28 protein-coding genes are annotated in these 26,223 nt (G+C 67.9%); 16 read left to right on the top strand and 12 right to left on the bottom strand.

Annotation, left to right across the window (positions count from 1 at the left end):
* Nucleotides 1–3: 3 nt before the first annotated feature.
* Nucleotides 4–954 (bottom strand): patatin-like phospholipase family protein, encoded by a 951-nt coding sequence (locus ACWDUN_RS07755; RefSeq protein ID WP_449926879.1) that lies wholly within the window; start codon nucleotides 952–954, stop codon nucleotides 4–6.
* A gap of 77 nt (nucleotides 955–1,031) precedes the next feature.
* Nucleotides 1,032–1,454, bottom strand: coding sequence for a lipoprotein LpqV (gene lpqV / locus ACWDUN_RS07750; RefSeq protein ID WP_449926876.1), 423 nt, complete (start codon nucleotides 1,452–1,454; stop codon nucleotides 1,032–1,034).
* Between the two features lie 115 nt (nucleotides 1,455–1,569).
* Here lpqV and ACWDUN_RS07745 point away from each other — a divergent pair, with 115 nt between their 5' ends.
* A complete protein-coding gene (locus ACWDUN_RS07745; RefSeq protein WP_449926873.1) occupies nucleotides 1,570–2,106 on the top strand; it encodes a cysteine dioxygenase in 537 nt (178 codons plus the stop codon).
* A complete protein-coding gene (locus ACWDUN_RS07740; RefSeq protein WP_449926870.1) occupies nucleotides 2,106–2,486 on the top strand; it encodes a rhodanese-like domain-containing protein in 381 nt (126 codons plus the stop codon). The genes ACWDUN_RS07745 and ACWDUN_RS07740 overlap by 1 nt, the downstream gene beginning before the upstream one ends.
* Here the strand turns inward: ACWDUN_RS07740 and ACWDUN_RS07735 are convergent.
* From ACWDUN_RS07735 to ACWDUN_RS07725, 3 genes are read right to left on the bottom strand one after another with little or no spacing between them, the layout of a single operon-like run.
* Nucleotides 2,469–4,154, bottom strand: a complete 1,686-nt coding sequence (locus tag ACWDUN_RS07735) for an alpha/beta hydrolase (protein WP_449926867.1) — start codon at nucleotides 4,152–4,154, stop codon at nucleotides 2,469–2,471. The genes ACWDUN_RS07740 and ACWDUN_RS07735 overlap by 18 nt on opposite strands.
* Before the next feature lie 9 nt (nucleotides 4,155–4,163).
* Nucleotides 4,164–4,946, bottom strand: a complete 783-nt coding sequence (locus ACWDUN_RS07730; protein WP_449926865.1) for an enoyl-CoA hydratase — start codon at nucleotides 4,944–4,946, stop codon at nucleotides 4,164–4,166.
* Between the two features lie 11 nt (nucleotides 4,947–4,957).
* Complete coding sequence (locus tag ACWDUN_RS07725; protein ID WP_449926862.1) at nucleotides 4,958–5,992, bottom strand: enoyl-CoA hydratase/isomerase family protein; 1,035 nt, start codon at nucleotides 5,990–5,992, stop codon at nucleotides 4,958–4,960.
* Nucleotides 5,993–6,174: 182 nt separating this feature from the next.
* On the opposite strand from ACWDUN_RS07725, the gene ACWDUN_RS07720 reads away from it, so the two are divergent.
* Entirely contained in the window at nucleotides 6,175–7,026 is an 852-nt protein-coding gene (locus ACWDUN_RS07720; protein ID WP_449926858.1) for a Bax inhibitor-1/YccA family protein, read from the top strand.
* Between the two features lie 190 nt (nucleotides 7,027–7,216).
* A complete protein-coding gene (locus ACWDUN_RS07715) occupies nucleotides 7,217–8,137 on the top strand; it encodes a hypothetical protein (protein WP_449926855.1) in 921 nt (306 codons plus the stop codon).
* Here ACWDUN_RS07715 and purT read toward each other — a convergent pair.
* The 3 genes from purT to ACWDUN_RS07700 all read right to left on the bottom strand — a co-directional run bounded on the left by purT (nucleotide 8,118) and on the right by ACWDUN_RS07700 (nucleotide 11,594).
* On the bottom strand, nucleotides 8,118–9,302 hold the full coding sequence (gene purT / locus ACWDUN_RS07710; RefSeq protein ID WP_449926853.1) for a formate-dependent phosphoribosylglycinamide formyltransferase: 1,185 nt from the start codon (nucleotides 9,300–9,302) through the stop codon (nucleotides 8,118–8,120). The two genes, ACWDUN_RS07715 and purT, sit on opposite strands and share 20 nt — an antisense overlap.
* Nucleotides 9,303–9,382: 80 nt before the next feature.
* A complete protein-coding gene (locus ACWDUN_RS07705) occupies nucleotides 9,383–10,600 on the bottom strand; it encodes an acetyl-CoA C-acetyltransferase (RefSeq protein WP_449926851.1) in 1,218 nt (405 codons plus the stop codon).
* 37 nt (nucleotides 10,601–10,637) lie between these two features.
* A complete protein-coding gene (locus ACWDUN_RS07700; RefSeq protein WP_449926848.1) occupies nucleotides 10,638–11,594 on the bottom strand; it encodes an SGNH/GDSL hydrolase family protein in 957 nt (318 codons plus the stop codon).
* A gap of 194 nt (nucleotides 11,595–11,788) precedes the next feature.
* On the opposite strand from ACWDUN_RS07700, the gene ACWDUN_RS07695 reads away from it, so the two are divergent.
* The 7 genes from ACWDUN_RS07695 to ACWDUN_RS07665 all read left to right on the top strand — a co-directional run bounded on the left by ACWDUN_RS07695 (nucleotide 11,789) and on the right by ACWDUN_RS07665 (nucleotide 18,982).
* Complete coding sequence (locus ACWDUN_RS07695) at nucleotides 11,789–12,829, top strand: alpha/beta hydrolase (protein WP_449926845.1); 1,041 nt, start codon at nucleotides 11,789–11,791, stop codon at nucleotides 12,827–12,829.
* A 30-nt stretch (nucleotides 12,830–12,859) separates the two neighbouring features.
* Nucleotides 12,860–14,254: a cystathionine beta-synthase gene (locus tag ACWDUN_RS07690; protein WP_449926842.1), complete on the top strand. Its 1,395-nt coding sequence runs from the start codon at nucleotides 12,860–12,862 to the stop codon at nucleotides 14,252–14,254.
* A 144-nt stretch (nucleotides 14,255–14,398) separates the two neighbouring features.
* On the top strand, nucleotides 14,399–14,992 hold the full coding sequence (locus ACWDUN_RS07685) for an RDD family protein (RefSeq protein WP_449926838.1): 594 nt from the start codon (nucleotides 14,399–14,401) through the stop codon (nucleotides 14,990–14,992).
* Nucleotides 14,993–15,057: 65 nt separating this feature from the next.
* Nucleotides 15,058–15,561, top strand: coding sequence for an RDD family protein (locus tag ACWDUN_RS07680; protein ID WP_449926835.1), 504 nt, complete (start codon nucleotides 15,058–15,060; stop codon nucleotides 15,559–15,561).
* 48 nt (nucleotides 15,562–15,609) lie between these two features.
* The gene (locus ACWDUN_RS07675; protein ID WP_449926832.1) at nucleotides 15,610–16,593 is read left to right on the top strand and encodes a hypothetical protein; all 984 of its coding nucleotides are present in this window, start codon (nucleotides 15,610–15,612) and stop codon (nucleotides 16,591–16,593) included.
* Between the two features lie 167 nt (nucleotides 16,594–16,760).
* Nucleotides 16,761–17,732, top strand: a complete 972-nt coding sequence (locus ACWDUN_RS07670; protein WP_449926829.1) for a hypothetical protein — start codon at nucleotides 16,761–16,763, stop codon at nucleotides 17,730–17,732.
* Nucleotides 17,733–17,809: 77 nt separating this feature from the next.
* Complete coding sequence (locus ACWDUN_RS07665; RefSeq protein WP_449926826.1) at nucleotides 17,810–18,982, top strand: cystathionine gamma-synthase; 1,173 nt, start codon at nucleotides 17,810–17,812, stop codon at nucleotides 18,980–18,982.
* A 71-nt stretch (nucleotides 18,983–19,053) separates the two neighbouring features.
* Here ACWDUN_RS07665 and ACWDUN_RS07660 read toward each other — a convergent pair whose 3' ends face one another.
* The 3 genes from ACWDUN_RS07660 to ACWDUN_RS07650 all read right to left on the bottom strand — a co-directional run bounded on the left by ACWDUN_RS07660 (nucleotide 19,054) and on the right by ACWDUN_RS07650 (nucleotide 20,841).
* Nucleotides 19,054–19,707, bottom strand: coding sequence for a GPP34 family phosphoprotein (locus tag ACWDUN_RS07660; protein ID WP_449926823.1), 654 nt, complete (start codon nucleotides 19,705–19,707; stop codon nucleotides 19,054–19,056).
* Nucleotides 19,708–19,720: 13 nt separating this feature from the next.
* The gene (gene greA / locus ACWDUN_RS07655; RefSeq protein WP_449926820.1) at nucleotides 19,721–20,215 is read right to left on the bottom strand and encodes a transcription elongation factor GreA; all 495 of its coding nucleotides are present in this window, start codon (nucleotides 20,213–20,215) and stop codon (nucleotides 19,721–19,723) included.
* A 200-nt stretch (nucleotides 20,216–20,415) separates the two neighbouring features.
* Nucleotides 20,416–20,841, bottom strand: a complete 426-nt coding sequence (locus tag ACWDUN_RS07650; RefSeq protein WP_449926817.1) for a DUF4307 domain-containing protein — start codon at nucleotides 20,839–20,841, stop codon at nucleotides 20,416–20,418.
* A 98-nt stretch (nucleotides 20,842–20,939) separates the two neighbouring features.
* Between ACWDUN_RS07650 and mca the strand changes: the two genes are divergently transcribed.
* The 4 genes from mca to ACWDUN_RS07630 are packed head-to-tail and all read left to right on the top strand — an operon-like array spanning nucleotide 20,940 to nucleotide 24,409.
* Nucleotides 20,940–21,806 (top strand): mycothiol conjugate amidase Mca, encoded by an 867-nt coding sequence (gene mca, locus ACWDUN_RS07645; protein WP_449926815.1) that lies wholly within the window; start codon nucleotides 20,940–20,942, stop codon nucleotides 21,804–21,806.
* Nucleotides 21,803–22,060: a hypothetical protein gene (locus ACWDUN_RS07640; RefSeq protein WP_449926813.1), complete on the top strand. Its 258-nt coding sequence runs from the start codon at nucleotides 21,803–21,805 to the stop codon at nucleotides 22,058–22,060. Before mca ends, ACWDUN_RS07640 begins: the two co-directional genes overlap by 4 nt.
* Nucleotides 22,044–24,029, top strand: coding sequence for a thioredoxin domain-containing protein (locus ACWDUN_RS07635; RefSeq protein WP_449926810.1), 1,986 nt, complete (start codon nucleotides 22,044–22,046; stop codon nucleotides 24,027–24,029). Before ACWDUN_RS07640 ends, ACWDUN_RS07635 begins: the two co-directional genes overlap by 17 nt.
* Before the next feature lie 11 nt (nucleotides 24,030–24,040).
* Nucleotides 24,041–24,409, top strand: coding sequence for a nuclear transport factor 2 family protein (locus tag ACWDUN_RS07630; protein WP_449926807.1), 369 nt, complete (start codon nucleotides 24,041–24,043; stop codon nucleotides 24,407–24,409).
* 220 nt (nucleotides 24,410–24,629) lie between these two features.
* On the opposite strand, the gene trhA is transcribed toward ACWDUN_RS07630, so the two are convergent.
* Entirely contained in the window at nucleotides 24,630–25,367 is a 738-nt protein-coding gene (gene trhA, locus ACWDUN_RS07625; protein WP_449926804.1) for a PAQR family membrane homeostasis protein TrhA, read from the bottom strand.
* A 56-nt stretch (nucleotides 25,368–25,423) separates the two neighbouring features.
* Here trhA and ACWDUN_RS07620 point away from each other — a divergent pair, with 56 nt between their 5' ends.
* Nucleotides 25,424–26,221 carry a (2Z,6E)-farnesyl diphosphate synthase gene (locus ACWDUN_RS07620; RefSeq protein ID WP_449927775.1) on the top strand — a complete coding sequence of 266 codons (798 nt, stop codon included), beginning with the start codon at nucleotides 25,424–25,426 and terminating at the stop codon, nucleotides 26,219–26,221.
* Nucleotides 26,222–26,223 lie beyond the last annotated feature (2 nt).

The following is a 26,223-nucleotide window of genomic DNA, read 5'->3' as shown; positions in this document are numbered from 1 at the left end:
CGATCACCGCACTGCGTCGAGCGCCACCGCGGCGAGTTCCTGGCCGATCTCGATGACCTCCTCGGCCCGGTGGTACTCCAGGCTTCGGCATGCGTTGCGCGGCACCTCGATCAGCAGATCCGGCGGGTAGGTGGCCAGCGTGTGCCGGGCCAGTGCGGACTGCGCGATATCGATGGTGCGGTTCATGATCTCGAAGCTGCCGAGCCGGGGAAGTGCCGCCACACCTTCGGTCGGCTCCTCCGGCGCCTCGTCCAGCGAACTGCTGAACCGGCTGAGCACCGACTTCGCCGCGGCGCTGTCCATCATCCGCTGCGCCGTCGACGTGTCCAGCAAAGCCGTTGTGCTGCGCCACATCCGGCCCAGCCACTCGGTGGTCACCCGGGGCTCGGGATCGCTCAACCGCACCGCCGGATCACCACCGGACAGGCTCACCGCGATGGTCAGATCCGCGTTGACCGCCGACAGCGGGGCCATCGGCAGCGGGTCCAGGATGCCGCCGTCGGCGAGCAGCCGTCCGTCGAACACATGCGGGGTGAAGATCCCCGGTATCGCGATCGAGGCGCGGATCGCGTCGTCGAGCCGGCCGCGCTGCAGCCACACGGACTTCCCGGTCAGCAGGTCGGTGGCCACGGAGGTGTACGGGATGGGCAACGCCTCGATGGTGACGTCGCCCAGGATGTCGCGTACCGCGTCGAGGATCTTGCCGGCCCGCAGCACCCCGGGCGAGCTGAGGGACGGGTCCAGCAGTCGCAGCACCGCACGCTGGGTCAGCGACCCCGCCCAGTCCGCGAACTCGTCGAGCTTGCCGGCGGCGTGCAGGCCGCCGACCAGGGCGCCCATCGAGGACCCGGCGACGCCGACGATCTCATAGCCCCGCTCGTGCAGTTCGTTGATCACCCCGATGTGCGCGTAGCCGCGCGCACCCCCGCTGCCCAGTGCCAGCGCAATCCGCATGGTTCCCATTCTCCAGGCCCCGCGGCGTTGGCGGCCGGGTCACCGACGCCACTTCGGCTCGGTGTGATCGAAAAGACTCAGCCGCACTCGCCGCGGGCGGCGGCGTTGGCGGCCATGATCACCCCGGCCTGCTGCGCCGGCGTGAGCTCCACCCATGGTTGATCGAAGCTGCCGGGGCCGACGGCACCGTCGGCCTGCACCGTCTTCAGATAGGCCTCGACCGGCTCGCGGTGCTCATCGAACCAGCGCTTGGCGGCAAGACACGCCTGGCCGTACTGCGATTCTGTGGCTTCAGACGGGACATCGACAACCGTCGTCACCCCGTCCGGGGACACCCGCACCCCGCCGGTGGGAGCGGCCTCGGCGGGCAGCCGCGGCGCCTCGGTGGTCGACGTCGGGGCCGCCGACGGAGTGCTCGGGGACTCCGGTGCCTCGGACCCGCACCCGGCCAGCAGGACGGTGGCGGCTACGGCGTACACGGTGATCGGGAAGCGGCGCATGTGGCCAATCTATGCAACACTCGCGGTCATGCCCCAGGTGATCGGTTTCAGGAACTGTTGTCGCGCTCGTTGAGCTGCGCGTTCCCGAACATCCCTTTCCTTTCCTGGAGTTTTCATGGCCGCCCCTGTGCTGTCCCCGCCCGCCGTGTCCGCGCCGACCCGGTTGCGTCTTCCTGATCTGCTCTCGGCCACCGACCGCTGCGCCGACGATGTCCTCTCCGGGCGTCACGACCGGCTGCTGGACGGCGGTGGACTGCCGACGGACGAGCGTTGGTACACGCGCCTGCACGGCGACGAGGAACTCGACATCTGGTTGATCAGCTGGGTTCCGGACAAGTCCACCGAACTGCACGACCACGGTGGGTCGCTCGGCGCGTTGACCGTGGTGTCCGGTGCGCTGCGCGAGACCAGATGGGACGGTGATGCGCTGCGTGAGCGTCGGCTGGTCGCCGGCGATCAGGCCGCCTTCCCGCTGGGCTGGGTGCACGACGTGGTGTGGGCGCGCGAGTCGGTGTCGGTGGGCGGCGCGGCGATGCCCACGCTGAGCGTGCACGCCTACTCGCCGCCGCTGACCGCCATGTCCTACTACTCGGTGACCGGGCGGAACACATTGCGCCGCAACCGGACCGAACTGACCGAGGTGCCGGAGTGATGAGCAGGATCGACGACGTGCTGGACGCCGCCCGCAGGCGGTTGCGCCGGATGCCTGCCGCCGAGGTGCCTGCCGCGCTGCGACGCGGGGCGGTGCTGGTCGACATTCGGCCGGCCGCACAGCGCGCCGCCGAGGGACAGGTTCCCGCGGCGCTGGTGATCGAACGTAATGTCCTGGAATGGCGCTGTGATCCGACCAGTGACGCGCGCATCCCGCAGGCCGTCGGCGACGACGTCGAGTGGATCGTGCTGTGCTCGCAGGGCTACACCTCCAGTCTGGCCGCCGCCGCACTGCAGGATCTGGGCCTGCACAGGGCCACCGATGTCATCGGCGGCTATCACGCGCTGCCGGACGAACTGCGTTCAGCTGCTCTCGTCTGAGCGCAGCAGCGGACGGAGCCGCTCGGTCTTGTCGGATGTCCAGCCCGGTGGCTGCAGGATCGCCGCCCACGCGTTGGCGACGTCGCGCACGTAGACGTGGCCGTGCCCGTCCGGAACGTCCACCGCCACAGCCATATCGGCGGACACCTGCAGGAAGGTGACGACCGGGATCCACTCCATGCGTCCGGACACGTCGTAGCCGCGCGGTTCCTTGAGCCAGTCCGGTTTGGCGAACAGCAGATCGGGATTCCACCAGGAGATCGGGTCCGAGGCGTGCTGCAGATAGACCACCCGCGGCCGGCCCCAGGGATCGTCGGGCCGGCCCAGATCCTGTGCCGCCCTTGCCGAGAAGCGGACGTTCTCACCCTTGTCGTAGATCGGAAGCCACTGCGGCGATCCCGCGTCACGGTCGTGGGTGAGGGTGTTCCAGATGGTGTTCTTGAACGTCGGGCCGGAGAACAGCGCGCCGTCGGTACGGGCGATCAGATTGTTCAGCGCCAGGAACGGGGCCTCACCGCCGAACGAGCCGAGACTCTCCCCGAACACCACCACCCTGGGGCGCTCGGCTTCGGGTAGCTCGCGCACCATGGCGTCGACCGCCTCGAACAACGCCTGGCCGGCCTGCAGGGCGTTCTCCTGGTCGACCAGGAACGAGATCCAACTGGGCAGGAACGAGTACTGCATCGACACGATCGCGGTATCGCCGTTGTACATGTACTCCAGCGACGACGCCTCGGCCTCGTTGATCCAGCCGGTGCCGGTCGTGGTGGCGATCGCGATGACCTCGCGGTCGAGCCCACCGGTGCGGCGCAACTCGTCGGCGGCCAGCCGGGCGGTGGCCTTGATGCCGTCGGCGGAGTTCAGTCCGGCGTAGGCGCGGATCGGTTCGGTGGCGGGGGATCCGTTGAAGTCGGACAGTTCCTCGACCGAGGGGCCGCCGGCGACGAAATTGCGGCCCTGATGTCCCAGCGATTCCCAGCTGACCAGTGACTGTGGGCCGCCGGAACGCAGAACCGTTGTGGGAGCCGGGTTGTCGGGGTCATCCTCGTTGTTGACGGTCTCGAAGGTGTTGTTGATGGTGCTCATCGCGAACCGCACCACGATGCCGTTGAGCAGCGCGACGGCCAGTGCGAGCACCAGGGCGACGGCCACCACCCCGGAGACCCGCGGCGGTGCGATGCGCTCGAGTTGGCGCACCAGGTAACGGATCAACATGCCGACCAGCTGACCGAGTTCGACGAACAGGAAGAGGAACACGATCGCCAGCACGGCGGTCAGCGGGTGGTCCCAGAAGCCCAGCCGCGGAACGCCCATCAGGTCCCGGATATCGTCCTGCCAGACGTGGAAGTAGACGATCGCCGCGACCTGGCCGATGACGCCGACGGCGATGAGCACTAGCCACGCTCGCTTGGGCGGTGCCGGACTGGTGTCCTTGGAACGCATATAGCGCACCAGCCACACGGCAAACACACCGAGGCTGTAGCCGATCGCCCCGGCCGCGCCGCTGACCAGGCCCTGGAACAGTGGGCCACGCGGCAGCAGCGACGGGGTCAGCGACAGCCAGATGAAGATCAGGCCGACCGCGGTACCGGTGAAGGTGTAGTGCCGAATCCACCACGCGCGCTTGGGCGGCGCTTGGGTCACGTCCTGCTCGGCGGTGGCGGTCACCGCTCGACCTTAGCGATGCGTGAAGTTCGCCGCGCGCTTCTCGGTGAACGCGGCCATCCCTTCCTTCTGGTCTTCGGTGGCGAACGCCGAGTGGAAGATCCGTCGTTCGTAGAGCAGACCCTCGGTCAGCGTCGACTCGAAGGCGCGGTTGACCGCCTCCTTGGCCATCCGGGCCGCCGAGCGCGACATCCCCGCAATCGTGGCCGCGGTGGCATTGGCCTCGTCGAGCAGGCTGTCGGCCGGCACGACGCGCGACACCAGGCCGCTGCGTTCGGCTTCGGCGGCGTCGATGGTGCGACCGGTCAGGATCAGGTCCATCGCCTTGGCCTTGCCGATGGCGCGGGTGAGCCGCTGGCTGCCGCCCATGCCGGGCAGCACGCCGAGTTTGATCTCGGGCTGGCCGAATTTCGCGGTGTCGGCGGCGATCAGCAGATCGCACATCATGGCCAGTTCGCAGCCGCCGCCCAGGGCGTAACCGGCGACCGCGGCGATGGTGGGTGTGCGGGTGGCGGCGAACTTGCCCCATAGGGCAAAGAAATCCTGGCCGAACACGTCCGCGAAGGACAGGTCGGCCATCTCCTTGATGTCGGCGCCGGCGGCGAAGGCCTTCTCGCTGCCGGTCAGGATGATCGCACCGATACCCGGGTCGTCGTCGAGTTCGGCTGCGGCGGTGGTGACTTCGTGCATCACCTGGCTGTTGAGCGCGTTCAGCGCCTTGGGGCGATTCAGCGTGATGGTGGCGACCCGGCCGTCGCGGGTCACCAGGATGGTCTCGTAATTCTCTGTCGTCATGATGATCCTTGTCAGAAGGTGAGATCAGGGTCGGCGGAGGCGAAATAGGCGTCGATGGCGGCGTCGTCGACCGCTTCCAGTGTGGCGGGGGACCATTGCGGGTTGCGGTCCTTGTCGACCAGCTGGGCGCGGATGCCCTCGATGAAATCATGCGACTTCGCCGAGGCCACCGACACCCGGAACTCCTGCTGCAGTACTTCTTCCAGGGTGGCCAGATGCTCCGCGCGGCGCACCGCGGTCAGGGTGACGGCCAGCGCGATGGGGGAGCGGGTGGCGATCAGCTCGGCGGCGTCGCGGGCGGCCTGCTCGTCGTGGCCGCGCAGATCGTCGAGGATCTCGGCGACGGTGTTACCGGCGTAGCAGCTGTCGATCCAGTCGCGCTGGGCCAGCAGCGCACTGGCCGGTGGCTCCTCGGCGTAACTGTTCAGGGCGTCCTCGTGCCCGTCGGTGATGACGGCTTCGGCGAAGTCCTGCAGCCTGGCGTGCGGGACGAAATGGTCGGCGAAACCCATCGCGATCGCGTCGGCGCCGGAGAACGGGGCGCCGGTCAACGCGGCGTGCAGGCCGAGCCGACCGGGGGCGCGGGACAGCAGGAACGTGCCGCCGACATCGGGGATGAAGCCGATGCCGACCTCGGGCATGCCCATCTTGGTCTTCTCGGTGACGACACGGACGTTGCCGTGCGCGGCGACGCCGACCCCGCCGCCCATCACGATGCCGTCCATCAGCGCGATATAGGGCTTGCGGTAACGGCCGATGTGGGCGTTGAGCAGATACTCGTCCCACCAGAACGTGCGAGCGTAGGAGCCGTCGGCCTTGGCGCTGTGATACAGCGCGACCACGTCGCCGCCGGCGCACAGACCGCGTTCGCCGGCGCCGGTCAGCAGCACGGCCGTGACGGCGTCGTCGTTCTCCCAGTCCGTGAGCGCCTGTTGCAGGCCGGCGACCATGACGTCGTTGAGCGAGTTGATCGCCTTCGGGCGGTTCAACGTCACGGTTCCGACGCCGTTGCGGACACTTACTAGGATGTCCTCGTTTTCTGCCACGATTGCAATCTAGTTCGTAGTCCACGCGTGACGTGCGACGGGTAGGGTTTGGCTCAAGATCAACCCGGTCAGAACCTGAGAACACTCTCAGTGCAGGGCTATCGCGGGAACCTGTTCGGGGCCATGATCGTTGATCGTGTGTTCGTACCTCGAACCACCAGTACTGAAGGAGAGGACCTACGGTGCGCGAAAGCAGCAACCCGGTATTCCGATCGCTGCCCAAGGGGCAGCAGGGCGGATACGCGCAGTTCGGTACCGGAGCCGCAAGCTTCGGTGCGCAGCAGGTGCATGCGGATCCTTATACGGCGCAGTACCCCGATCAGCAGCAGGCCGGTGTCTCCCGGCCGATGACCATCGACGACGTCGTCACCAAGACCGGCATCAGCCTGGCACTGCTGACCGCGGTGGCCGTCGTCTCGTACTACATGGTGAGCCAGAACCTCGGTCTGGCGACGCCGTTCACCCTGGTCGGCGCGCTCGGCGGCCTGGCCCTGGTGCTCGTCGCGACCTTCGGTCGTAAGCAGGACAACCCGGCCATCGTGCTGAGCTACGCGGCGCTGGAGGGTCTGTTCCTGGGTGCGGTGTCGTTCATCATCGCCAACCTGGCCTCGGTCGGCGGTGTCGGCATGATCGCGCAGGCGATCGTCGGCACGCTCGGCGTGTTCTTCGGCATGCTCGTGGTCTACAAGACCGGCGCCATCCGCGTCACCCCGAAGTTCACCCGGATGATCGTCGCCGGCCTGTTCGGTGTCGTCGCGCTGATGCTGGTGAACCTGGTGCTCGGCCTGTTCGGTGTCGGCGGCGGTGCGGGCATGGGCCTGCGCGACGGCGGCGCCATCGCGATCGGCTTCTCGCTGCTGTGCATCGCGCTGGCGGCGTTCAGCTTCCTGATCGACTTCGACGCGGCCGACCAGATGATCCGCGCCGGTGCTCCGGAGAAGGCCGCATGGGGCGTCGCCCTGGGCCTGATGGTCACCCTGGTGTGGCTGTACCTGGAGATCCTGCGTCTGCTGAGTTACTTCAACAACGACTAGCAGTCCGGCCAGAGAAAGGGCGTCCCGCACGGGGCGCCCTTTTTCGTTGACTCTGCGGTTCGACGCCGACGGTGCGTCCAGATCGACTTTTGGGCCGGAAAGTCGATCTGAGTGCACCGTCGGTAGCGCTTTATCCACAGATCTTCCGGCGGGGCTGTGCTTGGTGCGGTCGGGACGCGAATCTCGATTCATGACGCAACCTTTCATCGGTAGCGAGGCAGTGGCCGCCGGACGTATCTCGAAGTACCGGCTCGCCACTCGGTTCGCAGCCATCCACCCGGACGTGTACGTCGAGCCCGGCGCAGAACTGACACCCGACCAGCGGGCCATGGCGGCGTGGCTGTGGTCGCGCCGCAACGGTGTCCTGGCCGGGCTCACCGCCTCGGCGCTGCACGGCGCGTCCTATGTGGAGGACTCCCGGCCCGTGGAGCTGATCTGGACCAATCGGCGGCCCCCGCAGGGGATTCTCACCTACAACCAGAAATTGCACGCTGACGAGATCACCGAGGCAGGGCGATGGGGATTGCCGGTGACGTCGGTCGAACGCACGGTGTTCGACCTGGGTCGCCGCGGTTCGCTCGACGACGCAGTCGCCAGGCTCGACGCGTTGGGTCATGCCCGACGGTTCCGCGCTCCGGAAGTGCTCGCGTGGGCGCGTTCGCGGCACGGCGGCAAGCCCGGTCTGCGGCAGTTCGCCGCTGCCCTCAAGCTGCACGACGCGGGCTCGGAGTCACCCCGCGAGACGTGGCTGCGGCTGTTGATCGTCCGCGCGGGGTATCCGCGGCCGCAGACCCAGATCCCGGTGGTCAGCCTCGACGGCCGCCGGCGCTACTACTTGGACATGGGATGGAAAGACCTCAAGCTGGCCGTCGAATACGACGGAGACCACCACCGGACCGATCCTGGGCAGTACGCCTGGGACATCGTGCGATCCGAGGATCTCGTCGAACTCGGTTGGAATCGGATTCGCGCGACCAAACGCCACACCGGTTCCGATGTTCTGCGTCGGCTGTCGCGCGCGTGGCCATCGGCTGTGCACTCAGACCGAGATTCGCACCGGAATCCCGGTCTGGTTGCACCGTCGGCGGCAGCTAGGGGACCCGCGGCGTGACCCGGCTCGCCGCCTCGACGGCGTTGGCACGCGCGACATCGACATCGTCGTCATACGCCAGCGCGACCCCCATCCGGCGCCTGACGAAGCTCTCCGGCTTGCCGAACAGGCGAATATCGGTGTGGGGCACCCGCAGTGCGTCGTCGACCCCGTCGAAGACGACACCCTCGGCGTCCACGCCGCCGTAGATCACCGCGCTGGCGCCCGGGGTCTTGCACGTGGTGTCCACGGGCAGACCGAGGATGGCGCGGGCGTGCAACTCGAACTCGTTCTGCCACTGCGTGATCATCGTGACCATGCCGGTATCGTGCGGGCGCGGGCTGACCTCGCTGAACCACACCCGATCGCCCTTGACGAACAACTCGACGCCGAAAATGCCCTGCCCGCCCAGGTTCTCGGTCACCGCGGACGCGATCCGCTGTGCCTCGTCCAGCGCCGCGGCGGACATCGGATGCGGCTGCCAGCTCTCGACGTAGTCACCGCTGACCTGCTTGTGCCCGATCGGTTCGCAGAACTGGGTTCCGTCGACGCTGCGCACCGTCAGCAGCGTGATCTCGTAATCGAAGTCGATGAACCCCTCGACGATGATGCGGGTGTTGCTCACCCGGCTGCCCGACATGGCGTACTCCCAGGCGGCCTGCACACCATCAGCCGAGTCGATCTTCGACTGCCCCTTGCCCGAACTGCTCATCACCGGCTTGACCACGCACGGGTAGCCGATCTCGGCGACCGCGGCCTGCAACTCGGCCAGCGAATCGCAGAACCGGTACGGGCTCGTCGGCACCCCGAGGGTCTCGGCGGCCAGCCGGCGGATGCCCTCGCGGTCCATGGTCAGCCGGGCCGCCCGTGCCGTCGGGATCACCCGCACCGTGCCGGCATCCTCCAGCTCCTCCAGCATCGGCGTGGCGATCGCCTCGATCTCGGGCACCACCACATCGGGCTTCTCGGTCTCGATCAGCTCGCGCAGCGCGTCCGCATCGGTCATGGCCAGCACGCGCGCGTGATGGGCGATCTGATGCCCGGGCGCGTTCGGGTAGCGGTCGACGGCGATCGTTTCGACGCCGAGGCGCTGCAGAGCGATCAGGACTTCGCGGCCGAGCTCACCGGAGCCGAGCAGCATCACCCGGGTGGCGTTCGGGGACAGGGGTGTTCCGATTGTGGTCATCGGCACGGAGTCTATGACTCTGCGGTGAGGGCGCGGTGCACTCGCATTTTCACGCCCTCACCGCAGCGTCAACGCGAGAATCAGGACAACCGCTCCACGACCATCGCCATGCCCTGCCCGCCGCCGACGCACATCGACTCGATGCCGAAGGTCTTGTCATGGGTGGCCAGGTTGTTCAGCAGGGTGGCGGTGATGCGGGCACCCGTCATGCCGAACGGGTGACCCAGGGCGATCGCACCGCCGGAGACGTTGAGCTTGTCCTCGTCGATACCGAGTTCGCGGGCCGAGCCGAGCACCTGCACGGCGAAGGCCTCGTTGATCTCGACCAGGTCGATATCGGAGATGGTCTTGCCGGCATTGGCCAGCGCCTTCTTGATGGCCTCGATCGGGCCCAGGCCCATGATCTCCGGCGACAGGCCCGACACCCCGGTGGACACGATGCGCGCCAGCGGGGTCAGGCCCAGTTCCTTGGCCTTGGTGTCGCTCATGATGACCACGGCCGCGGCACCGTCGTTGAGCGGGCAGGCGTTGCCGGCGGTGATGGTGCCGTTCGGGCGGAACACCGGCTTGAGCTGGCTGATCTTCTCGTAGGTGGTGCCGGCACGCGGGCCGTCATCGGTCGATACGACGGTGCCGTCGGGCAGCGTCACCGGGGCGATCTCCCGCTCGAAGAAGCCGCTCTTGATGGCCTCCTCGGCGCGGTTCTGCGAGCGCACGCCCCAGTGGTCCTGGTCCTCACGGCTGATGCCGGTGAAGTTGGCGACGTTCTCGGCGGTCTGGCCCATCGCGATGTAGACGTCCGGGATCAGGCCGTCCTCTCGCGGGTCGTGCCATTCGGTGGCGCCCTCGGCCTGCTTGGCGGTGCGCTCCTGCGCCTCGGCGAACAGCTCGTTCTTCGAGTTGGGCGCACCGTCGGCGGCACCCACCCCGAAGCGCGACACCGTCTCGACACCGGCGGAGATGAACACGTCACCCTCGCCGGCCTTGATCGCGTGGAACGCCATCCGGGTGGTCTGCAGCGAGGACGAGCAGTACCGGTTGACCGTGGTGCCGGGCAGGAAGTCGTAGCCCAGCTCGACGGCGACGGCACGGGCGATGTTGTAGCCGGCCTCACCGGCGGGCTGCGCGCAACCCATCATCAGGTCGTCGATATCGCGCGGGTCCAGCGAGGGAACCTTGTCCAGGGCGGCGCGCACCATCTGGGCGGCCAGATCATCCGGACGCATGGTGACCAGCGATCCCTTGCCTGCCCGGCCGATCGGCGAGCGTGCGGTGGCGACAATGACGGCTTCGGGCATGTTGACCTCCGTGAACAAGTGCTTGGTTGGCTCTACGCTAGCCCGCGGGCACCACGATGGGCGCGGGGACCCCGGTGGAGCGCCGCCAGAGCCGGCTGACATTGCCGATCCAGGACAGCAGCGAGCCGCTCTCGTCGATCCGCGATTCCAGCGCCGCCTCGACCGGTGCGCCGGAGACGAACTCGCCCAACGCATTACACAACGCGGGTAACAACTGCTTGGCCGCGAGCTCATAACCGGCCGCCGACGGATGGAACATGTCGGGGGAGAACAGCACCTCGGGCGCCTGGTAGAAGTGCGGAGCCAGCAGGTCCGAGAACGGGACCGGCACCCCGCCGGCGGACCGCACGGCCGAGGCCTGGGCGCGGGCCAGCCGCAACCCCCGGCTGCGGGCCACCCAGCGCAGCGGCTGCGGGATGGCCTTGATGACGCCGAAATCGGGGCAGGTGCCCACCACGACGACCGCACCCGCGTCACGCAACCGCTGCACCGCGCGGCCCACCCGGCGCGCCGACGGTCCCAGCCCGTTGGGCTTGGTGATGTCGTTGGCGCCGATCATGATGACCGCGGCGTCCGGCGGCGGGCCCGCGACGAACATCGCGTCGATCTGCCCGGACAGCCCCTTGGACGTGGCCCCGACGATCGCCTTGGTGCTCAACCGGATGCGCTTGCCGGACTCCTCGGCCACGCCGCGCGCCAGCAGCACGCCGGGCACCTCATCGGCGCAGCTGCTGCCGTATCCGGTGGCCGTCGAGTCGCCGAAGATCATCAGGTGCAGGTCGAAGGATGTGTTGCGGGTCCAGCGCTGCACCGGACCGCCGCCCGGGGCGTACACCCCGTCGGCCCGGGGCGGAACGTCCCAGGATTTCGGGATCGTTTGACGGGCCTGGTCGGCCTGTCCGCTCAGCAGATTGCGGGCCCCGACGTACGCCGAGCCCGTCGATGCGAGCGCGGCCGCGATTGCCAGGGCGAAGGTCGAACGTCGCCTACCCACGCCACGATTTTAGGTCCGCATTCCGCAAAGTCAGCAGACGCGCGAGTGGGCGCGGTCACATTGGGGTATCGAAGCCGGTACCAAAACGGATTCAGGGATTGTTGAACAAATTGACGGCAGGCAAGCTAAATTCAACCGCCTGGCTAACTAGTTTCGGCCAAACGGGTACTACAACGGCGTAGGAAGTGGTGGCGATGACGGCACCAAGTAGGGTCTCAGGGGCCCCACATGCAGCGATAAGCCCAGCTAGGGCGCGTCAGTCCCGACGCTTCCCGGTCGGTGACTGGCGGCCGGTCGAGATCGTCGAGGACGGTGCCGGCCTGGCCGGCCGGATGGCCGGGCTGGTTGCCATGATGACGATCAAGCCCACGCTGGCTATCGCCAGTCACGCCCCGCGGATGCCCTGGCCGTTCGGCCTGCTCGACTTCGCCGCCCGTGTCCTCAAACCCGCCCCCGGCACCGTGCGCGCCACGATCGCGCTGCCCAACTGCACCGCGCAGCTGATCCGCGCCGCCGGCGTGCTGCCGGCCGACGGTAAGCGGTCGGTCATCCTGTACCTGCACGGCGGCGCCTTTCTGACCTGTGGGGCCAACACTCACGGCCGGATGGTCACCGAACTGTCGAAGTTCGCCGACAGCCCGGTCTTCGTCGTGAACTACCGGATGATCCCGAAGCATTCGATCGACAGCGCCCTGGACGACTGCTACGACGCCTACAAGTGGCTGCGGTTGACCGGCTACGACCCCGAGCACATCGTGCTGGCCGGCGACTCGGCCGGCGGCTACCTGGCGCTGGCGCTGGCCCAGCGCCTGCAGGCCGAGGGCAGCGCGGCCCCCGCCGCCGTCGTCACCATGTCGCCGCTGTTCGAGATCGAGAGCGACAGCCGCGCGCAGCACCCGAACTCCCGCACCGACGCGATGTTCCCGCCACGGGCCATCGAGGTGCTGGGCACGCTCATCGAGGAGGCCGCCGAGCGGCACGGCCAGCAGGTCTACGAGCCGCTGGAGCACATCGAGCCGGGCCTGCCCCGAACGCTGATCCACGTATCGGGCTCGGAGGTCCTGCTCAACGATGCGCGCAAGGCGGCCCGCATGCTCGCCGAGGCCGGTGTGCCGGTGGAGGTGCGCATCTGGCCCGGTCAGATCCACGTATTCCAGCTGTGTTCACCTTTCGTCGGAGAGGCGACACGATCGCTGCGGCAGATCGGTGACTACATTCGCGAGGCCACGTGGTGAGTTCGCAGGGAGCCTGACACGATAGGTGTCATGCGCATCGCCAGCCATATCAGTGAGCTCATCGGTAACACCCCGCTGGTTCGGCTGAACTCGGTGGTTCCACCGGGCTCGGGTGTGGTGGCGGCCAAGATCGAATACCTCAACCCCGGCGGCAGTTCCAAGGATCGCATCGCGATCAAGATGATCGACGCCGCCGAGGCCTCCGGTGAACTCAAGCCCGGCGGCACCATCGTCGAACCGACTTCCGGCAACACCGGCGTCGGGCTGGCCCTGGTGGCCCAGCAGCGTGGCTACCGCTGCGTGTTCGTCTGCCCCGACAAGGTCAGCGAGGACAAGCGCAACGTGTTGCGCGCCTACGGCGCGGAGGTCGTGGTGTGCCCGACCGCGGTCCCACCGGATCACCCGGACAGCTACTACAGCGTCTCCAACCGGCTGGTCACCGAGATCGAGGGGGCGTGGAAGCCCGACCAGTACTCCAATCCGATGGGCCCGGCCAGCCACTACGAGACCACCGGCCCGGAGATCTGGGCCGACACCGACGGCAAGATCACCCATTTCGTGGCGGGCGTGGGCACCGGCGGCACCATCACCGGCACCGGCCGCTACCTCAAGGAGGTGTCCGGGGGCCGGGTGAAGATCATCGGCGCCGACCCGGAGGGCTCGGTGTACTCCGGCGGCACCGGCCGCCCCTATCTGGTGGAGGGCGTCGGCGAGGACTTTTGGCCCAGCGCGTACGACCCGGCCGTGCCCGACGAGATCATCGCCGTCTCTGATGCCGATTCGTTCGACATGACGCGGCGGTTGGCGCGTGAAGAGGCGCTGCTGGTGGGCGGGTCCTGCGGCATGGCGGTGGTCGCCGCACTGAAGGTCGCCGAACAGGCCGGTCCCGATGCACTCGTGGTCGTGCTGCTGCCCGATGGCGGGCGCGGTTATCTGTCGAAGATCTTCAACGACAACTGGATGTCGTCCTACGGCTTCCTGCGCAGCCGGCTCGACGGGTCCATCGAGGAGTTGACGGTCGGGGAGGTGCTGCGGCACAAGTCGGGTGCGCTACCGGATCTGGTGCACACCCACCCGTCGGAGACGGTGCGCGACGCCATCAGCATCCTGCGGGAGTACGGGGTGTCCCAGATGCCGGTCGTGGGCGCCGAACCGCCCGTGATGGCCGGTGAGGTCGCCGGCAGCGTCTCCGAAAGAGAGTTGCTGTCAGCGGTTTTCGAGGGCCGGGCAAAGTTGGCCGACGCAGTGGCCGAACACATGAGTGCCCCGTTGCCGCTCATCGGATCCGGTGAGCTGCTCGGCACGGCGGCAAAAACTCTGCGGGACTGCGATGCGGTGATGGTCGTCGAGGACGGTAAGCCGATCGGCGTGCTGACCCGACACGACCTGCTGGGGTCGCTGTCCAAGGGTGCCGCCCGGCGCTGACGGCGCCCATTGCGTTGGCAAACAAGGGGATCGGCGCCCGGATTCCGGTGCGATGACAATTGCGCCGGTGACGCCCTCGTGGCCGGGTTCTCGGGTAGGGTACTCGCGGCAGAGCCAGCTAATTTCCTGACCTGGAAGGCGTTCATGACCGAGCCACCGCCACCACCTGCTGGAAATTATCCGCCGCCGCCCCCACCGACCGGGGGCTATCCGCCTCCACCGGGTGGATTCCCGCTCCCCGACGCCGCACTGCCCAAGCAGGCCTACACATCGTGGTTCACCCGGGTGCTGGCATTCGTCATCGACGCCATCCCGGTGTTGATCCTGCAGGGCATCGGTTACGGTCTGCTGCTGGGCACCCGGGAAACCGTCTGTCTCACCGACACTTCCGAATACGACCTCGGTGAATTCTGCGCCACGGGCGCGTCCACGCTGGGGCAGGTGTCGGTGGCGGTGTTCGGGCTGCTCGGGTTGGCCTTCTACGTGTGGAACTACGGCTACCGGCAGGGCACCACCGGCTCGAGCATCGGCAAGGCCATCATGAAGTTCAGGATCGTCGGTGAAGCCACCGGTCGGCCGATCGGATTCGGCATGTCCGTCGTGCGCCAGCTCATCTACGCGGTGGCCAACGCGGTCTGCTTCCTGCCCTGGCTGGTCGCCGTGCTGTTCCCGCTGTGGGACCCGAAGGCGCAGACACTGGTCGACAAGGTGATCAAGACAGTGGCGCTACCGATCTGACGCTCGTCGCCGCCGGTCGGCCACGTGCACCGTGGCGGTCCTGCGGTATTCACCAGAGGGGTTGCATGACCGAGTTGTCGCCCGAGGCCGGACGGCCCGCGGATGCCTACACGCCGTGGCTCAACCGCGTGCTGGCCTTCGTCATCGACCTGCTTCCCGTGGCGGCTCTGCAGGGCATCGGTTACGGATTGCTGCTCGGCACCCGTGAGACAATTTGTGCCGCTGGTGATTCGGGCTACGACCGCGGCGAACTGTGTACGACTGCGGCTTCGACCCTGGGCCAGGTGGCGTTTGCGGTCGCATGGGTCCTGGCGGTCGTCTTCGTCGTCTGGAATTACGGATACAAGCAGGGGACGACGGGTTCGAGCTTCGGTAAAGGGCTGCTGAACTTCAAGGTCGTCGGCGAGAACACCGGGCGGCCAATCGGATTCGTCATGTCGATCGTGCGGCAGGTGGCGCACGCGGCCGATGCGGTGATCTGTTACATCGGTTTCCTGTTCCCGCTGTGGGATGCCAAACGGCAGACACTCGCCGACAAGCTGATCAAGACCATCTGCGTGCCGCTGTGACATAGGCTCGGTGCGCGTTCGAGACCTCAGAACTGACGGGAAGGTGTCATGACACAACCGCCTCCGCCGCCGGGTGGCTATCCGCCCAGCGGCTTTCCGCCGCCACCGGAGAACAATCCGCAGGGCGGCTTCCCACCGCCGCCTCCCGGCGGGTACCCGCCACCTCCCCAGGGTGGCTTTCCGCCGCCGCCGCAGGGCGGTTACCCGCCGCCGCCTCCCCAGGGTGGCTTTCCGCCGCCGCCGCCCGGTGGTTACCCGCCGCCGCCCGGGCCCGGCGGATTCGCGCCCGCACCCGGCTACCCGGCGGGTGGCCCGGGATTCGGCGCGCCGGCCTACAGCATCGGCCAGGCGGTGTCCTGGGCGTGGAACAAGTTCAGCCAGAACGCGGTGGCGATCATCGTCCCGACCCTGGTGCTCGGTCTGATCTACGGCGTCCTGCAGTTCGTCATCCAGTCGATCTCGAGCGGTTTCGCCACCGCGAGCACGTCGACCTCCGGAGATTACGGATTCGCTGCCGCCTATTCGCTCGGCATGGGCTCCATCCTGGTGACGATCATCGGCGCCATCGTCACCGCGATCGTCATGGCAGTCGTGCAGTCCGCCTATATCGGCGGAATGCTCGACATCGCCAACGGTCGACCGGTCGAGATCGGTTCGTTCTTCAAACCGCGCAATGTCGCCAATGTGGTCATCGCGTCGGTGCTGTCCAGCATCCTCATCGGGATCGGCATCATGCTGTGCGTCATTCCCGGTCTGCTGGCGATGGCCGTGCTGATGTTCACGACCGTGATCGTCATCGATCGCAACGTGTCGGGTATCGACGGTCTGACGGGCAGCTTCGAACTCGCCAAGGCGAATTTCGGTCCGGTGCTGTTGACCTGGCTGACCACGATCGGCATCACGATCCTGGGGTTCTTGGTGTGCCTGGTCGGGTTGCTCGTCGCCTATCCCGTGGTGGCTCTGGTGACGGTGTACGCCTACCGCAAATTGACCGGCGGCTACGTCGCCGAGCAGGCGCCGAGCGCGTTCTGACCCCCGCGGTCACCGGCCGCCGTCGACACCAAGGATTCACCAAGTCGGCCATGACACCTTCGGCGGGTTGAAGCGACGAAAATCCGTCATGATCTTGAAGGTCCCGCAGTCGTCGCCGTGGCTTAGGCTCACTGCACGCGAGTACTCAATCCTCACGAGAAGGTGACATGACACAACCGCCTCCTCCGCCGGGCAGCACCCCGCCCGGCGGCTTCCCGCCGCCGCCCGAGAACAATCCGCCGGCCGGGGGATACCCGCCGCCTGGTAACTATCCGCCGCCGCCACAGGGTGGTTACCCGCCACCGCCGCCGCCGCAGGGCGGTTATCCGCCGCCGCCCCCGCCGCAGGGTGCATACCCGCCGCCGCCGCCGCAGGGTGGATTCGCGCCGCCGCCGCCCGGGGCCTACCCGCCGGCGGGCTGGGGCGGTGAGGCGCCCTACAGCGTCGGTGACGCGTTCTCCTGGGCGTGGAACAAGTTCAGCAAGAACGCCGGTGCGCTGATCGTGCCGACGCTGGTGTACGCGCTGATCGTCGGTGTGCTCGCCGGCATCGTGTACGGCCTGGCGATCGCGCTGGCACCCAGCGGGGTCACCACCTACGACTCCTATGACACCGGATTCAGCTACGAGTACAGCGCCGGTTTCGGCGGGGCGAGCATCGCCGTGTTCATCCTCGGCGGTCTGCTCTTCCTGGTGCTGATGGCGGCCATCTCGTCGGCCTACATCGGCGGCATCCTCGATATCGCCAACGGTGTGCCGGTGACCATCGGCTCGTTCTTCAAGCCGCGCCTGATCGGCCCGGTCATCGTGGCCACCCTGCTGGTCGGCCTCGCCACCGCCCTGGGCACACTGGCCTGCTACATCCCGGGGCTCATCGTGTCGATCTTCGCGTTCTTCACGACCGTGGCCCTGCTGGACCGCAACCTGTCGGCCATCGAGGCCATCAAGACCAGCATCGACATCGCCAAGAACAACTTCGTCCCGGTGCTGTTGACCTGGCTGCTGTACTCGGTGATCCTGGCCGTTGGATCGTTCGTCTGCTACGTCGGCCTGGTGGTGGCCGCGCCGATCGCGATCCTGTTCCAGGTGTACGCCTTCCGCCGGCTGACCGGCGGTCAGGTGGCGCCGCTGACGCCGTAGGCGCACAACGAGCGCGAACGGGGTGGGCCGGCTGGCCCACCCCGTTTCGTTTTCGCGACGGCACTACCCTTGGCGTCATGGGTGAACAGCGCAGCGCACACGACGCACACCGGTGGCAGGGTCTGGCGACCAGGGCGATCCATGCCGGCTTTCGGCCCGACCCGGCGACCGGTGCCGTCAACGCGCCGATCTACGCCAGTTCGACCTTCGCCCAGGACGGTGTGGGCGGGCTGCGCGGCGGATTCGAGTACGCCCGCACCGGCAACCCGACCCGGGCCGCGCTGGAGGCCTCGCTGGCCGCGGTCGAGCAGGCCGATTTCGGTCGGGCCTTCGCCTCGGGGATGGCGGCCACCGATTGCGCGCTGCGCGCGGTGCTGCGTCCCGGCGACCACGTCGTCATCCCCGACGACGCCTACGGCGGCACCTTCCGGCTCATCGACAAGGTGTTCACGCAGTGGGGGATTCAGTACACCCCCGTCGCGCTGGCCGACCTCGACGCCGTGGCGGGCGCGATCACACCGCAGACGAAACTGATCTGGGTCGAGACGCCCACCAACCCGCTGCTGACCATCGCCGATATCGCCGGCATCGCCGAGATCTCCCGCAAGACCGGCGCGAAACTGTTGGTGGACAACACCTTTGCCTCCCCGGCGCTGCAGCAGCCGTTGACGCTGGGCGCCGATATCGTGCTGCACTCGACCACCAAGTACATCGGCGGGCACTCCGACGTGGTGGGCGGGGCGCTGCTGACCAGCGACGAGGAACTCGACGCCGCATTCGGTTTCCTGCAGAACGGTGCCGGTGCCGTGCCCGGTCCCTTCGACGCGTATCTGACCATGCGGGGGCTCAAGACGCTGGTGTTGCGCATGCAGCGGCACAGCGAGAACGCCGCCAAGGTGGCCGAGTTCCTGGCCGAACATCCCGCGGTCGACTCCGTGCTCTACCCGGGACTGCCCAGCCATCCCAACCACGAGGTGGCGGCCAGGCAGATGTCGGGCTTCGGCGGCATGATCTCGGTGCGGTTGCGTGGTGGGCTGACCGCCGCCCGCGATCTGTGCGCCCGGACCGAGATCTTCATCCTGGCCGAATCGCTGGGCGGCGTGGAGTCGCTGATCGAGCATCCCGGTGCTATGACGCACGCGTCGACGGCCGGCTCTCAGCTGGAGGTACCCGAGGATCTGGTGCGGCTGTCGGTCGGCATCGAGGAGGCCGCCGACCTGCTGGGCGATCTGGAGCAGGCGCTGCGCTGACGCTCGCCGAGCAGACGCAAAACTGTTGCTTTTCGGCCCGATGACGACAGTTTTATGTCTGCTCGCGGGGGTCAGGAACCGAGGGCGGGCCGCAGCGCCGACACCGTGACCGCCATGTTGATCTCGGCCATCGTCGTCGGCGACTCGTCGATCCAGCTGCCCAGCGCGATCTCGCCGGCGCGGGCATGCACCCAGCGCCAGCCGCGATCGTTGAGGCTCAGCACCGCGCCCAGGCCGTCGACCGCGTGCAGCAGCGCGATCGCCGCGGCGGTCGGCGCGGTGGGCGGCCGGCGGTCGAACAGCGCGGACAACAGCGCCGCTCGGGCGGGCCCGACCCGGTCCCGGGTACGCAGCGGGAACGCGAAATCCCGGCCCGGCAGCGGAATCCGCTGAATCTGGCCCGCGCACTCCAACTGTCCGAGTAACGCGTCCTCGACACCGCGACCGACCTTGGCGATGGCGGCGGCCGGTTTCAACGGCCGCCGCCCCAGCAGCGTCCACGCCGGCCCGGTCACGGGATCCGACGGCGTATCACCGGCCAGCGCGAGCAGACGGCCGCCGGGAACCGGATCACCGTCGGTTGCCGGCCGCACCCGGCACGCCCAGGCCAGGTCGAGCAGCACGGCGGCACCGAGCACCCGTTCCCTGCGTGAGCGTTCGAGCCCGGGGCGGGCGGCGGCGTTGTCGAGGAGCAGTAGCAGCAGATCCTCGGCGATCAAGGCCAACTAGGTGACGACGTCAGGCGTGATAGGGCTCCGCGCTGACCAGCGTCACCTTGACGGTGTTGCCGCTGGGCACGGTGTAGGTGCGCGACTCGCCGACCTTGGCGTCGATCAGGGCGCCGCCCAGCGGCGAGTTCGGCGAGTACACCTCGAGCTTGCCGTCGCTGACGCCCTCCTGGCGGGTGGCGATCAGGAACGTCTCGGTGTCGTTCTCGTCATCGTCGTAGTAGACCTTGACCACCGAGCCGGGCAGTGCGACGCCGGACTGCTTGGGGGCCTCGCCGACCTTGGCGTTGTTGAGCAGTTCCTGCAACTGACGGATGCGCGCTTCCTGCTGCCCCTGCTCTTCGCGGGCGGCGTGGTAGCCGCCGTTCTCGCGCAGGTCGCCCTCTTCGCGACGGTCGTTGATCTCGGCCGCGATCACCGGACGGTTGGCGATCAGCTGATCGAGCTCGGCCTTCAGTCGGTCGAAGGCCTCTTCGGTCAGCCAGGTGACCTGGGTGTCGGTCATGTCCTCGCGCTCCTGTCGTTGTTCGTTCTCGCGCTGTGTCGCGTGGGAAGGTCGTGTATCGCCGCGATTGCAGGCGCCGAGGGCGCGCAAATGCAGCAATACACGGCTCCAGTTCGGAACCGTGTATGACCCGAGCCTACCACCGCCGGGTCAACGGATTTTCACGATTTGGCCCGACGCCGTTCGCTGTCCGGACGCGCCTAGGGGGTCCTCAGGTAACCCGGCACGTCCATGCCGCACCCGTATATATCGCCGACTACCGGCGGTTTTGTCGACTTCACCACCGCGTCGATGACCACCGAGTCGGCCGTCGACGGCGGTACCAGGATTTCGCGGCGGCCGGTCTCGTCGCCGTCGATGGAGCGGGCGCGCACGATGCACACCGCCGGCCTGGACGGGTCCGATCGGGTGACGGTGATGGTGACCTCCACCGACTCGTCGTCGATCAGCCGGTAGCCGCCCAGCTCGCCCTGGACGTCGGCGGTGCCGAACCGGTTGAAGGCGATGAGCGCGACCCCCACCCCGACCGCCACAATTGACAGGAACAGGCCGATCACCAGCCATCGCCGGGTCTTGCGGGACAGCTTCTGGCGCCCGTAGCGGGCGATGGGACGGTCGATGGTCACGGTTTTGGGTGCCCCGTCGGTCGGTTGCTTGTCTTAGACCTGGAACTATAGGGGTGGTGGGCATACGCGAGAGGGACGCCTTCGTTGAATGAGAGACGATGACTGAATTGCGCTTGATGGCGGTGCACGCCCACCCCGACGATGAATCCAGCAAGGGAGCGGCCACCACCGCTCGATACTCCGATGAAGGTGCCAGGGTCATGGTGGTGTCCCTGACCGGCGGTGAACGCGGCGACATCCTGAACCCGGCGATGGACATCCCCGAGGTACACGGCCGCATCCACGAGGTGCGCCGCGATGAGATGGCCCGGGCTGCGCAGATCCTCGGTGTCGAGCACCGCTGGCTCGGCTTCGTGGACTCGGGGCTGCCCGAGGGGGACCCGCTGCCGCCGCTGCCGGAGGGCTGCTTTGCCCTGGTGCCGCTGGAGGAACCGGTCGAACGGCTGGTGCAGGTGATCCGCGAGTTCCGGCCGCACGTGCTCACCACCTACGACGAGAACGGCGGCTATCCGCATCCGGATCACATCCGCTGCCACGAGGTGTCCGTCGCCGCGTACGAGGCGGCGGCCGACTACCGCCGGTTCCCCGATGCGGGTGAACCCTGGGCGGTGTCCAAGCTGTACTACAACCACGGCTTCCTGCGGCAACGCATGCAGGTGCTGCAAGATGAGTTCGACAAGCATGGTCAGGAAGGCCCCTTCGCGAAGTGGCTGGAGAACTGGGATGCCGAGGAGGACACCATCGAGAAGCGCGTGACCACTCGGATCGAGTGCGCCAAGTACTTCAAGCAGCGCGATGAGGCCCTGCTGGCGCACGCCACCCAGATCGACCCCAACAGCTTCTTCTTCACCACGCCGATGGAGTGGCAGCAGCGGCTCTGGCCCACCGAGGAGTTCGAGCTCGCACGGTCCAGGGTTCCGGTGCAGCTGCCCGAAACCGACCTTTTCGCCGGAATCGAGCCATGACCGACCTGCTACTGATCGCCAGCACGCTGCTCGCCGAGGAAGGGCCCCGTCAGACCGGGCCCGACTTCGGCAAGGCCAGTCCCGTCGGCCTGCTGGTGGTGGTCTTGCTACTGATCGGCACGTTCGCCCTGGTGTGGTCGATGAACCGGCACCTGAACCGGCTACCGGAATCGTTCGACCCGGAACACCCCGAACCCGACCAGGCGGTCGACGAGGGCACGACGAGTGAGTTCAAGGGTGACACCAAGGGGTAACACCCTGGGCGAGGCGACCAGCCCGTACCTGCGCCAGCACGCCGACAACCCGGTGCACTGGCGGCAGTGGTCGGCCGAGGCGCTGGCCGAAGCGGCCCGCCGCGATGTGCCGATCTTGTTGTCGATCGGCTATGCGGCGTGCCACTGGTGTCATGTGATGGCACACGAATCCTTCGCCGACGCACAGGTGGCCGCCGCCGTCAACGACGATTTCGTCTGTATCAAGGTCGACCGTGAGGAGCGGCCCGACCTGGACGCCGTGTACATGAACGCGACGGTCGCTTTGACCGGTCAGGGCGGCTGGCCGATGACCTGCTTCCTGACCCCGGACGGCCGGCCCTTCTTCTGCGGCACGTACTACCCGAAAGACGTTTTCCTGCAACTGGTCTCGGCGGTCAAGGAAACCTGGACGCAACGTCGCTCCGAGGTCGAGCGGGCCTCGGACGATATCGCCGGCGAACTGCGGGCGATGAGCGCCGGACTGCCCGGCGGCCCGGCCCTGGAAGTGCGACTGTGCGACGACGCGGTGGCCGCGGTGCTGCGTGACGAGGACACATTGCGCGGGGGATTCGGTGGAGCACCGAAGTTCCCGCCGTCGATGCTGCTGGAGGCGCTGCTGCGGCACCACGAGCGAACCGGGTCGACGGCCGCGCTGGCGACCGTGCAGCGCACCGGTGCGGCGATGGCCCGCGGCGGTATGTACGACCAACTGGCGGGTGGGTTCGCACGCTACAGCGTCGACGCGGACTGGGTGGTGCCGCATTTCGAGAAGATGCTCTACGACAACGCGTTGCTGTTGCGGTTCTACGCACACTGGGCGCGCCGCACGGCGGATCCGTTGGCGCGCAGAATCACCGATGAAACAGCGCGATTCATCATCGACGGCCTGGGCGCGGACGGACTGTTCATTTCATCGCTGGACGCCGACTCCGACGGAGTCGAGGGGCTGACCTATGCGTGGACACCTACACAGCTGCGAGATGCGCTCGGTGTCAACTCCGACTGGGCCGCAGAGGTTTTCGGCGTCACCGAGGCGGGAACCTTCGAGCACGGCAGCTCCGTGCTGCAGCTGCGTGCCGACCCCGACGACGCGGCCCGTTACGAGCGGGTGCGCGCGGTGCTGTCGGCTGCGCGGGCGCAGCGCCCCCAGCCGGGACGCGACGACAAGATCGTCACCGCGTGGAACGGCCTGGCGATCACCGCACTGCTGGAAGCGTCGGTGGCCCTGGACAAGACCGAATATGCCGACGCGGCAATGGATTGCGCGCGCCGACTGTTGGCGGTGCACCTCGTCGACGGCCGGCTGCGCCGCGCCAGCCTCCGCGGGATCGTCGGCGACAGTGCGGCCATCCTGGAGGATTACGCGGCGCTGGCCACCGCAATGTGCGGCGTCCATCAGATGACCGGCACACCGTCGTGGCTGACCGTGGCCACCGGTCTGATCGACACCGCGCTGGATCACTTCGCCGACCCGCAGCACCCGGGCCGCTGGTTCGACACTGCCGATGACGCCGAGACCCTGGTGCTGCGCCCGGCCGATCCCCTCGACGGTGCGACGCCGTCGGGAGCGTCGTCGATCGCCGAGGCGCTGCAACTCGCCGCGCACCTGAGCGCCGATCCCCGCTACGGCGCCGCCGCGGACGCCACGCTTGCGTCGGCGACCGCCATCTTGGCGAAAGCCCCACGCTCGGGCGGGCATTGGCTCGCCGTCGCCGAGGCGGCGGTCCGCGGGCCGATCCAGATCGCGGTGGCGTGCGATCCCGCGGACTCGGAGCTGCTGGCCGCGGCGCGCATGCTGGCGCCCGGCGGATCCGTGGTCGTCGGCGGTGCGGTGGACTCCGGTGAACTGCTGATGGGCCGCGACCGGGTGCGCGGCAGCGACGCGGCCTACGTCTGCCGCGGCCGGACGTGCGATCTGCCCGTCACGACCGTCGGCGATCTTGATGCCGCGTTGCGACGCTCCGTGTAGCGTGGCCGCACATGAGCTTCGAGCCCGACGCATTGCAAGGTTTCGTCCAGCGCTACCTCGACACCGTCGCGACCGGGGGCGCCGATGATGTCGCCGCGCTCTACGCCGAGGACGCCACGCTGGAGGATCCGGTGGGCGGCGGCGAGGTGCACATCGGCAGGCAGGCCATCGCCGGGTTCTACAAGAACGTCGAGGGCGCCGAGGTGAAGACCGAGCTGCTGTCGTTTCGGGCCGGCGGCACCGAGGCGGCATTCGTCTTCGCCATCACCGTCGGCGGCGCCATGCGCATCGAGCCGATCGAGGTCATGACGTTCAACGGCGATGGCCAGATCACGTCGATGAAGGCCTACTGGGGCCCGGCGGATATCACCCAACTCTGAGCGCATCTCCCGTTCCCGGCGAGCGTGCGTGTCTGCAGGGCAACACGCGCCTCTGCGGCAGAGTTTGCGCACGCTCGCCGCGCGCGGGGTCAGGGGTGACCGGCGCAACCATCTTGGGCATGCGCCGTCGAACGTGCGCACCACGCACGGCGAGCGTGCGCTTTCTCGCCTGATTACCCGGCGTGTTGCGCCGCAGACTCGCACGCTCGCGGGAGAAAGGTCAGAAGACGGCGAACCACATCGCGATGTAGTGGCAGATCGCCGCGACCGCCGTGCAGGCGTGGAAGAACTCGTGATGCCCGAACGTCGTCGGCCACGGGTTGGGCCACTTGAGCGCGTACAGCACCCCGCCGATCGAATACAGCGCGCCGCCGACGATCAGCAGTACCACCGCCGCGACACCGGCGCCCTCCATGATCGGCCCGATGAACCAGGCCGCCACCCAGCCCAGCAGGATGTACAGCGGCACCCCCAGCCAGCGCGGCGCGGACGGCCAGAACATCTTGAGCAGCACACCCGCGATGGCGCCGCCCCAGACGATCCAGAACAGCACCATCCCCTTCGAGGACGGCAGCGCCAGCAGCGCGAACGGGGTGTAGCTGCCTGCGATGAAGACGAAGATCATCGAGTGGTCGAGGCGCTTCATCCACTTGCGGGCGCGCGCGGACTCCCAGGTCACCCGGTGGTAGGTCCCGCTGACGGCGAACATCGCCACGATGGTGAACGTGTACAGCAGGGTGGCCAGGCCGGCGCGCGTCGATTCCAGCGACCACGACACCGCGACCAGTGCCGCGCCGGCGATGAACGCCACGATCGCCGAGTACACGTGAATCCAGCCACGGGCACGCGGGCGGCCGAGGAATTGCGCGACGCCTTCGGCGAAAGCCTCGGGCAGATCCTCCGCCGGTCGGACGGCTGCTGACCGGTAGGGCCGGCCGGAGTCGATCGGAGTCGTCATGTCACCTCCCCTGAGTGGCACGGAATGGCTCGGTCATCACAGTAGTCTGGTTGGCTGTGGAGATCATTCCGCCGCGACTCAAGGAGCCGGCCTACCGGCTGTACGAAATGCGGTTGCGCCGAGAATTGGCGCAGGCCAGATCCGAACTCCCGCGCCACATCGCCGTGCTGTGTGACGGAAATCGCCGTTGGGCCCGGGATGCCGGCTTCGACGATGTGAGCTACGGCTACCGCAAAGGCGCGGCCAAGATCGCCGAGATGCTGCGCTGGTGCCAGGCCGCCGGGATCGAGCTGACGACGGTGTATCTGCTGTCGACCGAGAACCTGCAGCGCGACCCGGATGAGCTGAGCTCGTTGATCGAGATCATCACCGATGTCGTCGAGCAGATCTGCGCACCCGACAACCACTGGAGTGTGCGGACCGTCGGCGACCTCGAACTGCTCGGCGAGGAACCGGCACGCCGGCTGCGCGAGGCGGCCGAGGGCACGGCCACCACCGCACGCCCGGGAGCGCTGCAGGTCAACGTCGCCGTCGGTTACGGCGGGCGGCAGGAGATCGTCGACGCCGTGCGCGGGCTGCTGAGCAAGCAGCTGGCCAACGGCGCCACCGCCGAACAGCTCATCGAGGCCGTCACCGTCGACGCCATCTCCGAGAACCTGTACACCTCCGGGCAGCCCGACCCCGATCTGGTCATCCGCACCTCCGGCGAGCAGCGGCTGTCCGGATTCCTGCTGTGGCAGAGCGCGTATTCGGAGATGTGGTTCACCGAGGCGCACTGGCCGGCGTTCCGGCGGGTGGACTTCCTGCGCGCCCTGCGCGACTACACCATGCGACACCGCAGACACGGACTGTAGGC

The organism is Mycobacterium sp. NPDC003323, assembly GCF_053589535.1.
Note: the sequence above shows the minus strand (reverse complement) of the source record. Positions and strands in the feature narration are given on the sequence as shown.

Coding starts and splice junctions, on each gene's coding strand:
- ACWDUN_RS07670 (WP_449926829.1), top strand. CDS start 16,761: ATGACACAACCGCCTCCTCCGCCGGGCAGCACCCCGCCCGGCGGCTTC.
- ACWDUN_RS07740 (WP_449926870.1), top strand. CDS start 2,106: ATGAGCAGGATCGACGACGTGCTGGACGCCGCCCGCAGGCGGTTGCGC.
- ACWDUN_RS07730 (WP_449926865.1), bottom strand. CDS start 4,946: ATGACGACAGAGAATTACGAGACCATCCTGGTGACCCGCGACGGCCGG.
- ACWDUN_RS07630 (WP_449926807.1), top strand. CDS start 24,041: ATGAGCTTCGAGCCCGACGCATTGCAAGGTTTCGTCCAGCGCTACCTC.
- greA (WP_449926820.1), bottom strand. CDS start 20,215: ATGACCGACACCCAGGTCACCTGGCTGACCGAAGAGGCCTTCGACCGA.
- ACWDUN_RS07715 (WP_449926855.1), top strand. CDS start 7,217: ATGACGCAACCTTTCATCGGTAGCGAGGCAGTGGCCGCCGGACGTATC.
- ACWDUN_RS07695 (WP_449926845.1), top strand. CDS start 11,789: ATGACGGCACCAAGTAGGGTCTCAGGGGCCCCACATGCAGCGATAAGC.
- ACWDUN_RS07665 (WP_449926826.1), top strand. CDS start 17,810: ATGGGTGAACAGCGCAGCGCACACGACGCACACCGGTGGCAGGGTCTG.
- ACWDUN_RS07690 (WP_449926842.1), top strand. CDS start 12,860: ATGCGCATCGCCAGCCATATCAGTGAGCTCATCGGTAACACCCCGCTG.
- mca (WP_449926815.1), top strand. CDS start 20,940: ATGACTGAATTGCGCTTGATGGCGGTGCACGCCCACCCCGACGATGAA.
- ACWDUN_RS07640 (WP_449926813.1), top strand. CDS start 21,803: ATGACCGACCTGCTACTGATCGCCAGCACGCTGCTCGCCGAGGAAGGG.
- purT (WP_449926853.1), bottom strand. CDS start 9,302: ATGACCACAATCGGAACACCCCTGTCCCCGAACGCCACCCGGGTGATG.
- ACWDUN_RS07705 (WP_449926851.1), bottom strand. CDS start 10,600: ATGCCCGAAGCCGTCATTGTCGCCACCGCACGCTCGCCGATCGGCCGG.
- ACWDUN_RS07755 (WP_449926879.1), bottom strand. CDS start 954: ATGCGGATTGCGCTGGCACTGGGCAGCGGGGGTGCGCGCGGCTACGCG.
- ACWDUN_RS07685 (WP_449926838.1), top strand. CDS start 14,399: ATGACCGAGCCACCGCCACCACCTGCTGGAAATTATCCGCCGCCGCCC.
- trhA (WP_449926804.1), bottom strand. CDS start 25,367: ATGACGACTCCGATCGACTCCGGCCGGCCCTACCGGTCAGCAGCCGTC.
- ACWDUN_RS07745 (WP_449926873.1), top strand. CDS start 1,570: ATGGCCGCCCCTGTGCTGTCCCCGCCCGCCGTGTCCGCGCCGACCCGG.
- lpqV (WP_449926876.1), bottom strand. CDS start 1,454: ATGCGCCGCTTCCCGATCACCGTGTACGCCGTAGCCGCCACCGTCCTG.
- ACWDUN_RS07675 (WP_449926832.1), top strand. CDS start 15,610: ATGACACAACCGCCTCCGCCGCCGGGTGGCTATCCGCCCAGCGGCTTT.
- ACWDUN_RS07680 (WP_449926835.1), top strand. CDS start 15,058: ATGACCGAGTTGTCGCCCGAGGCCGGACGGCCCGCGGATGCCTACACG.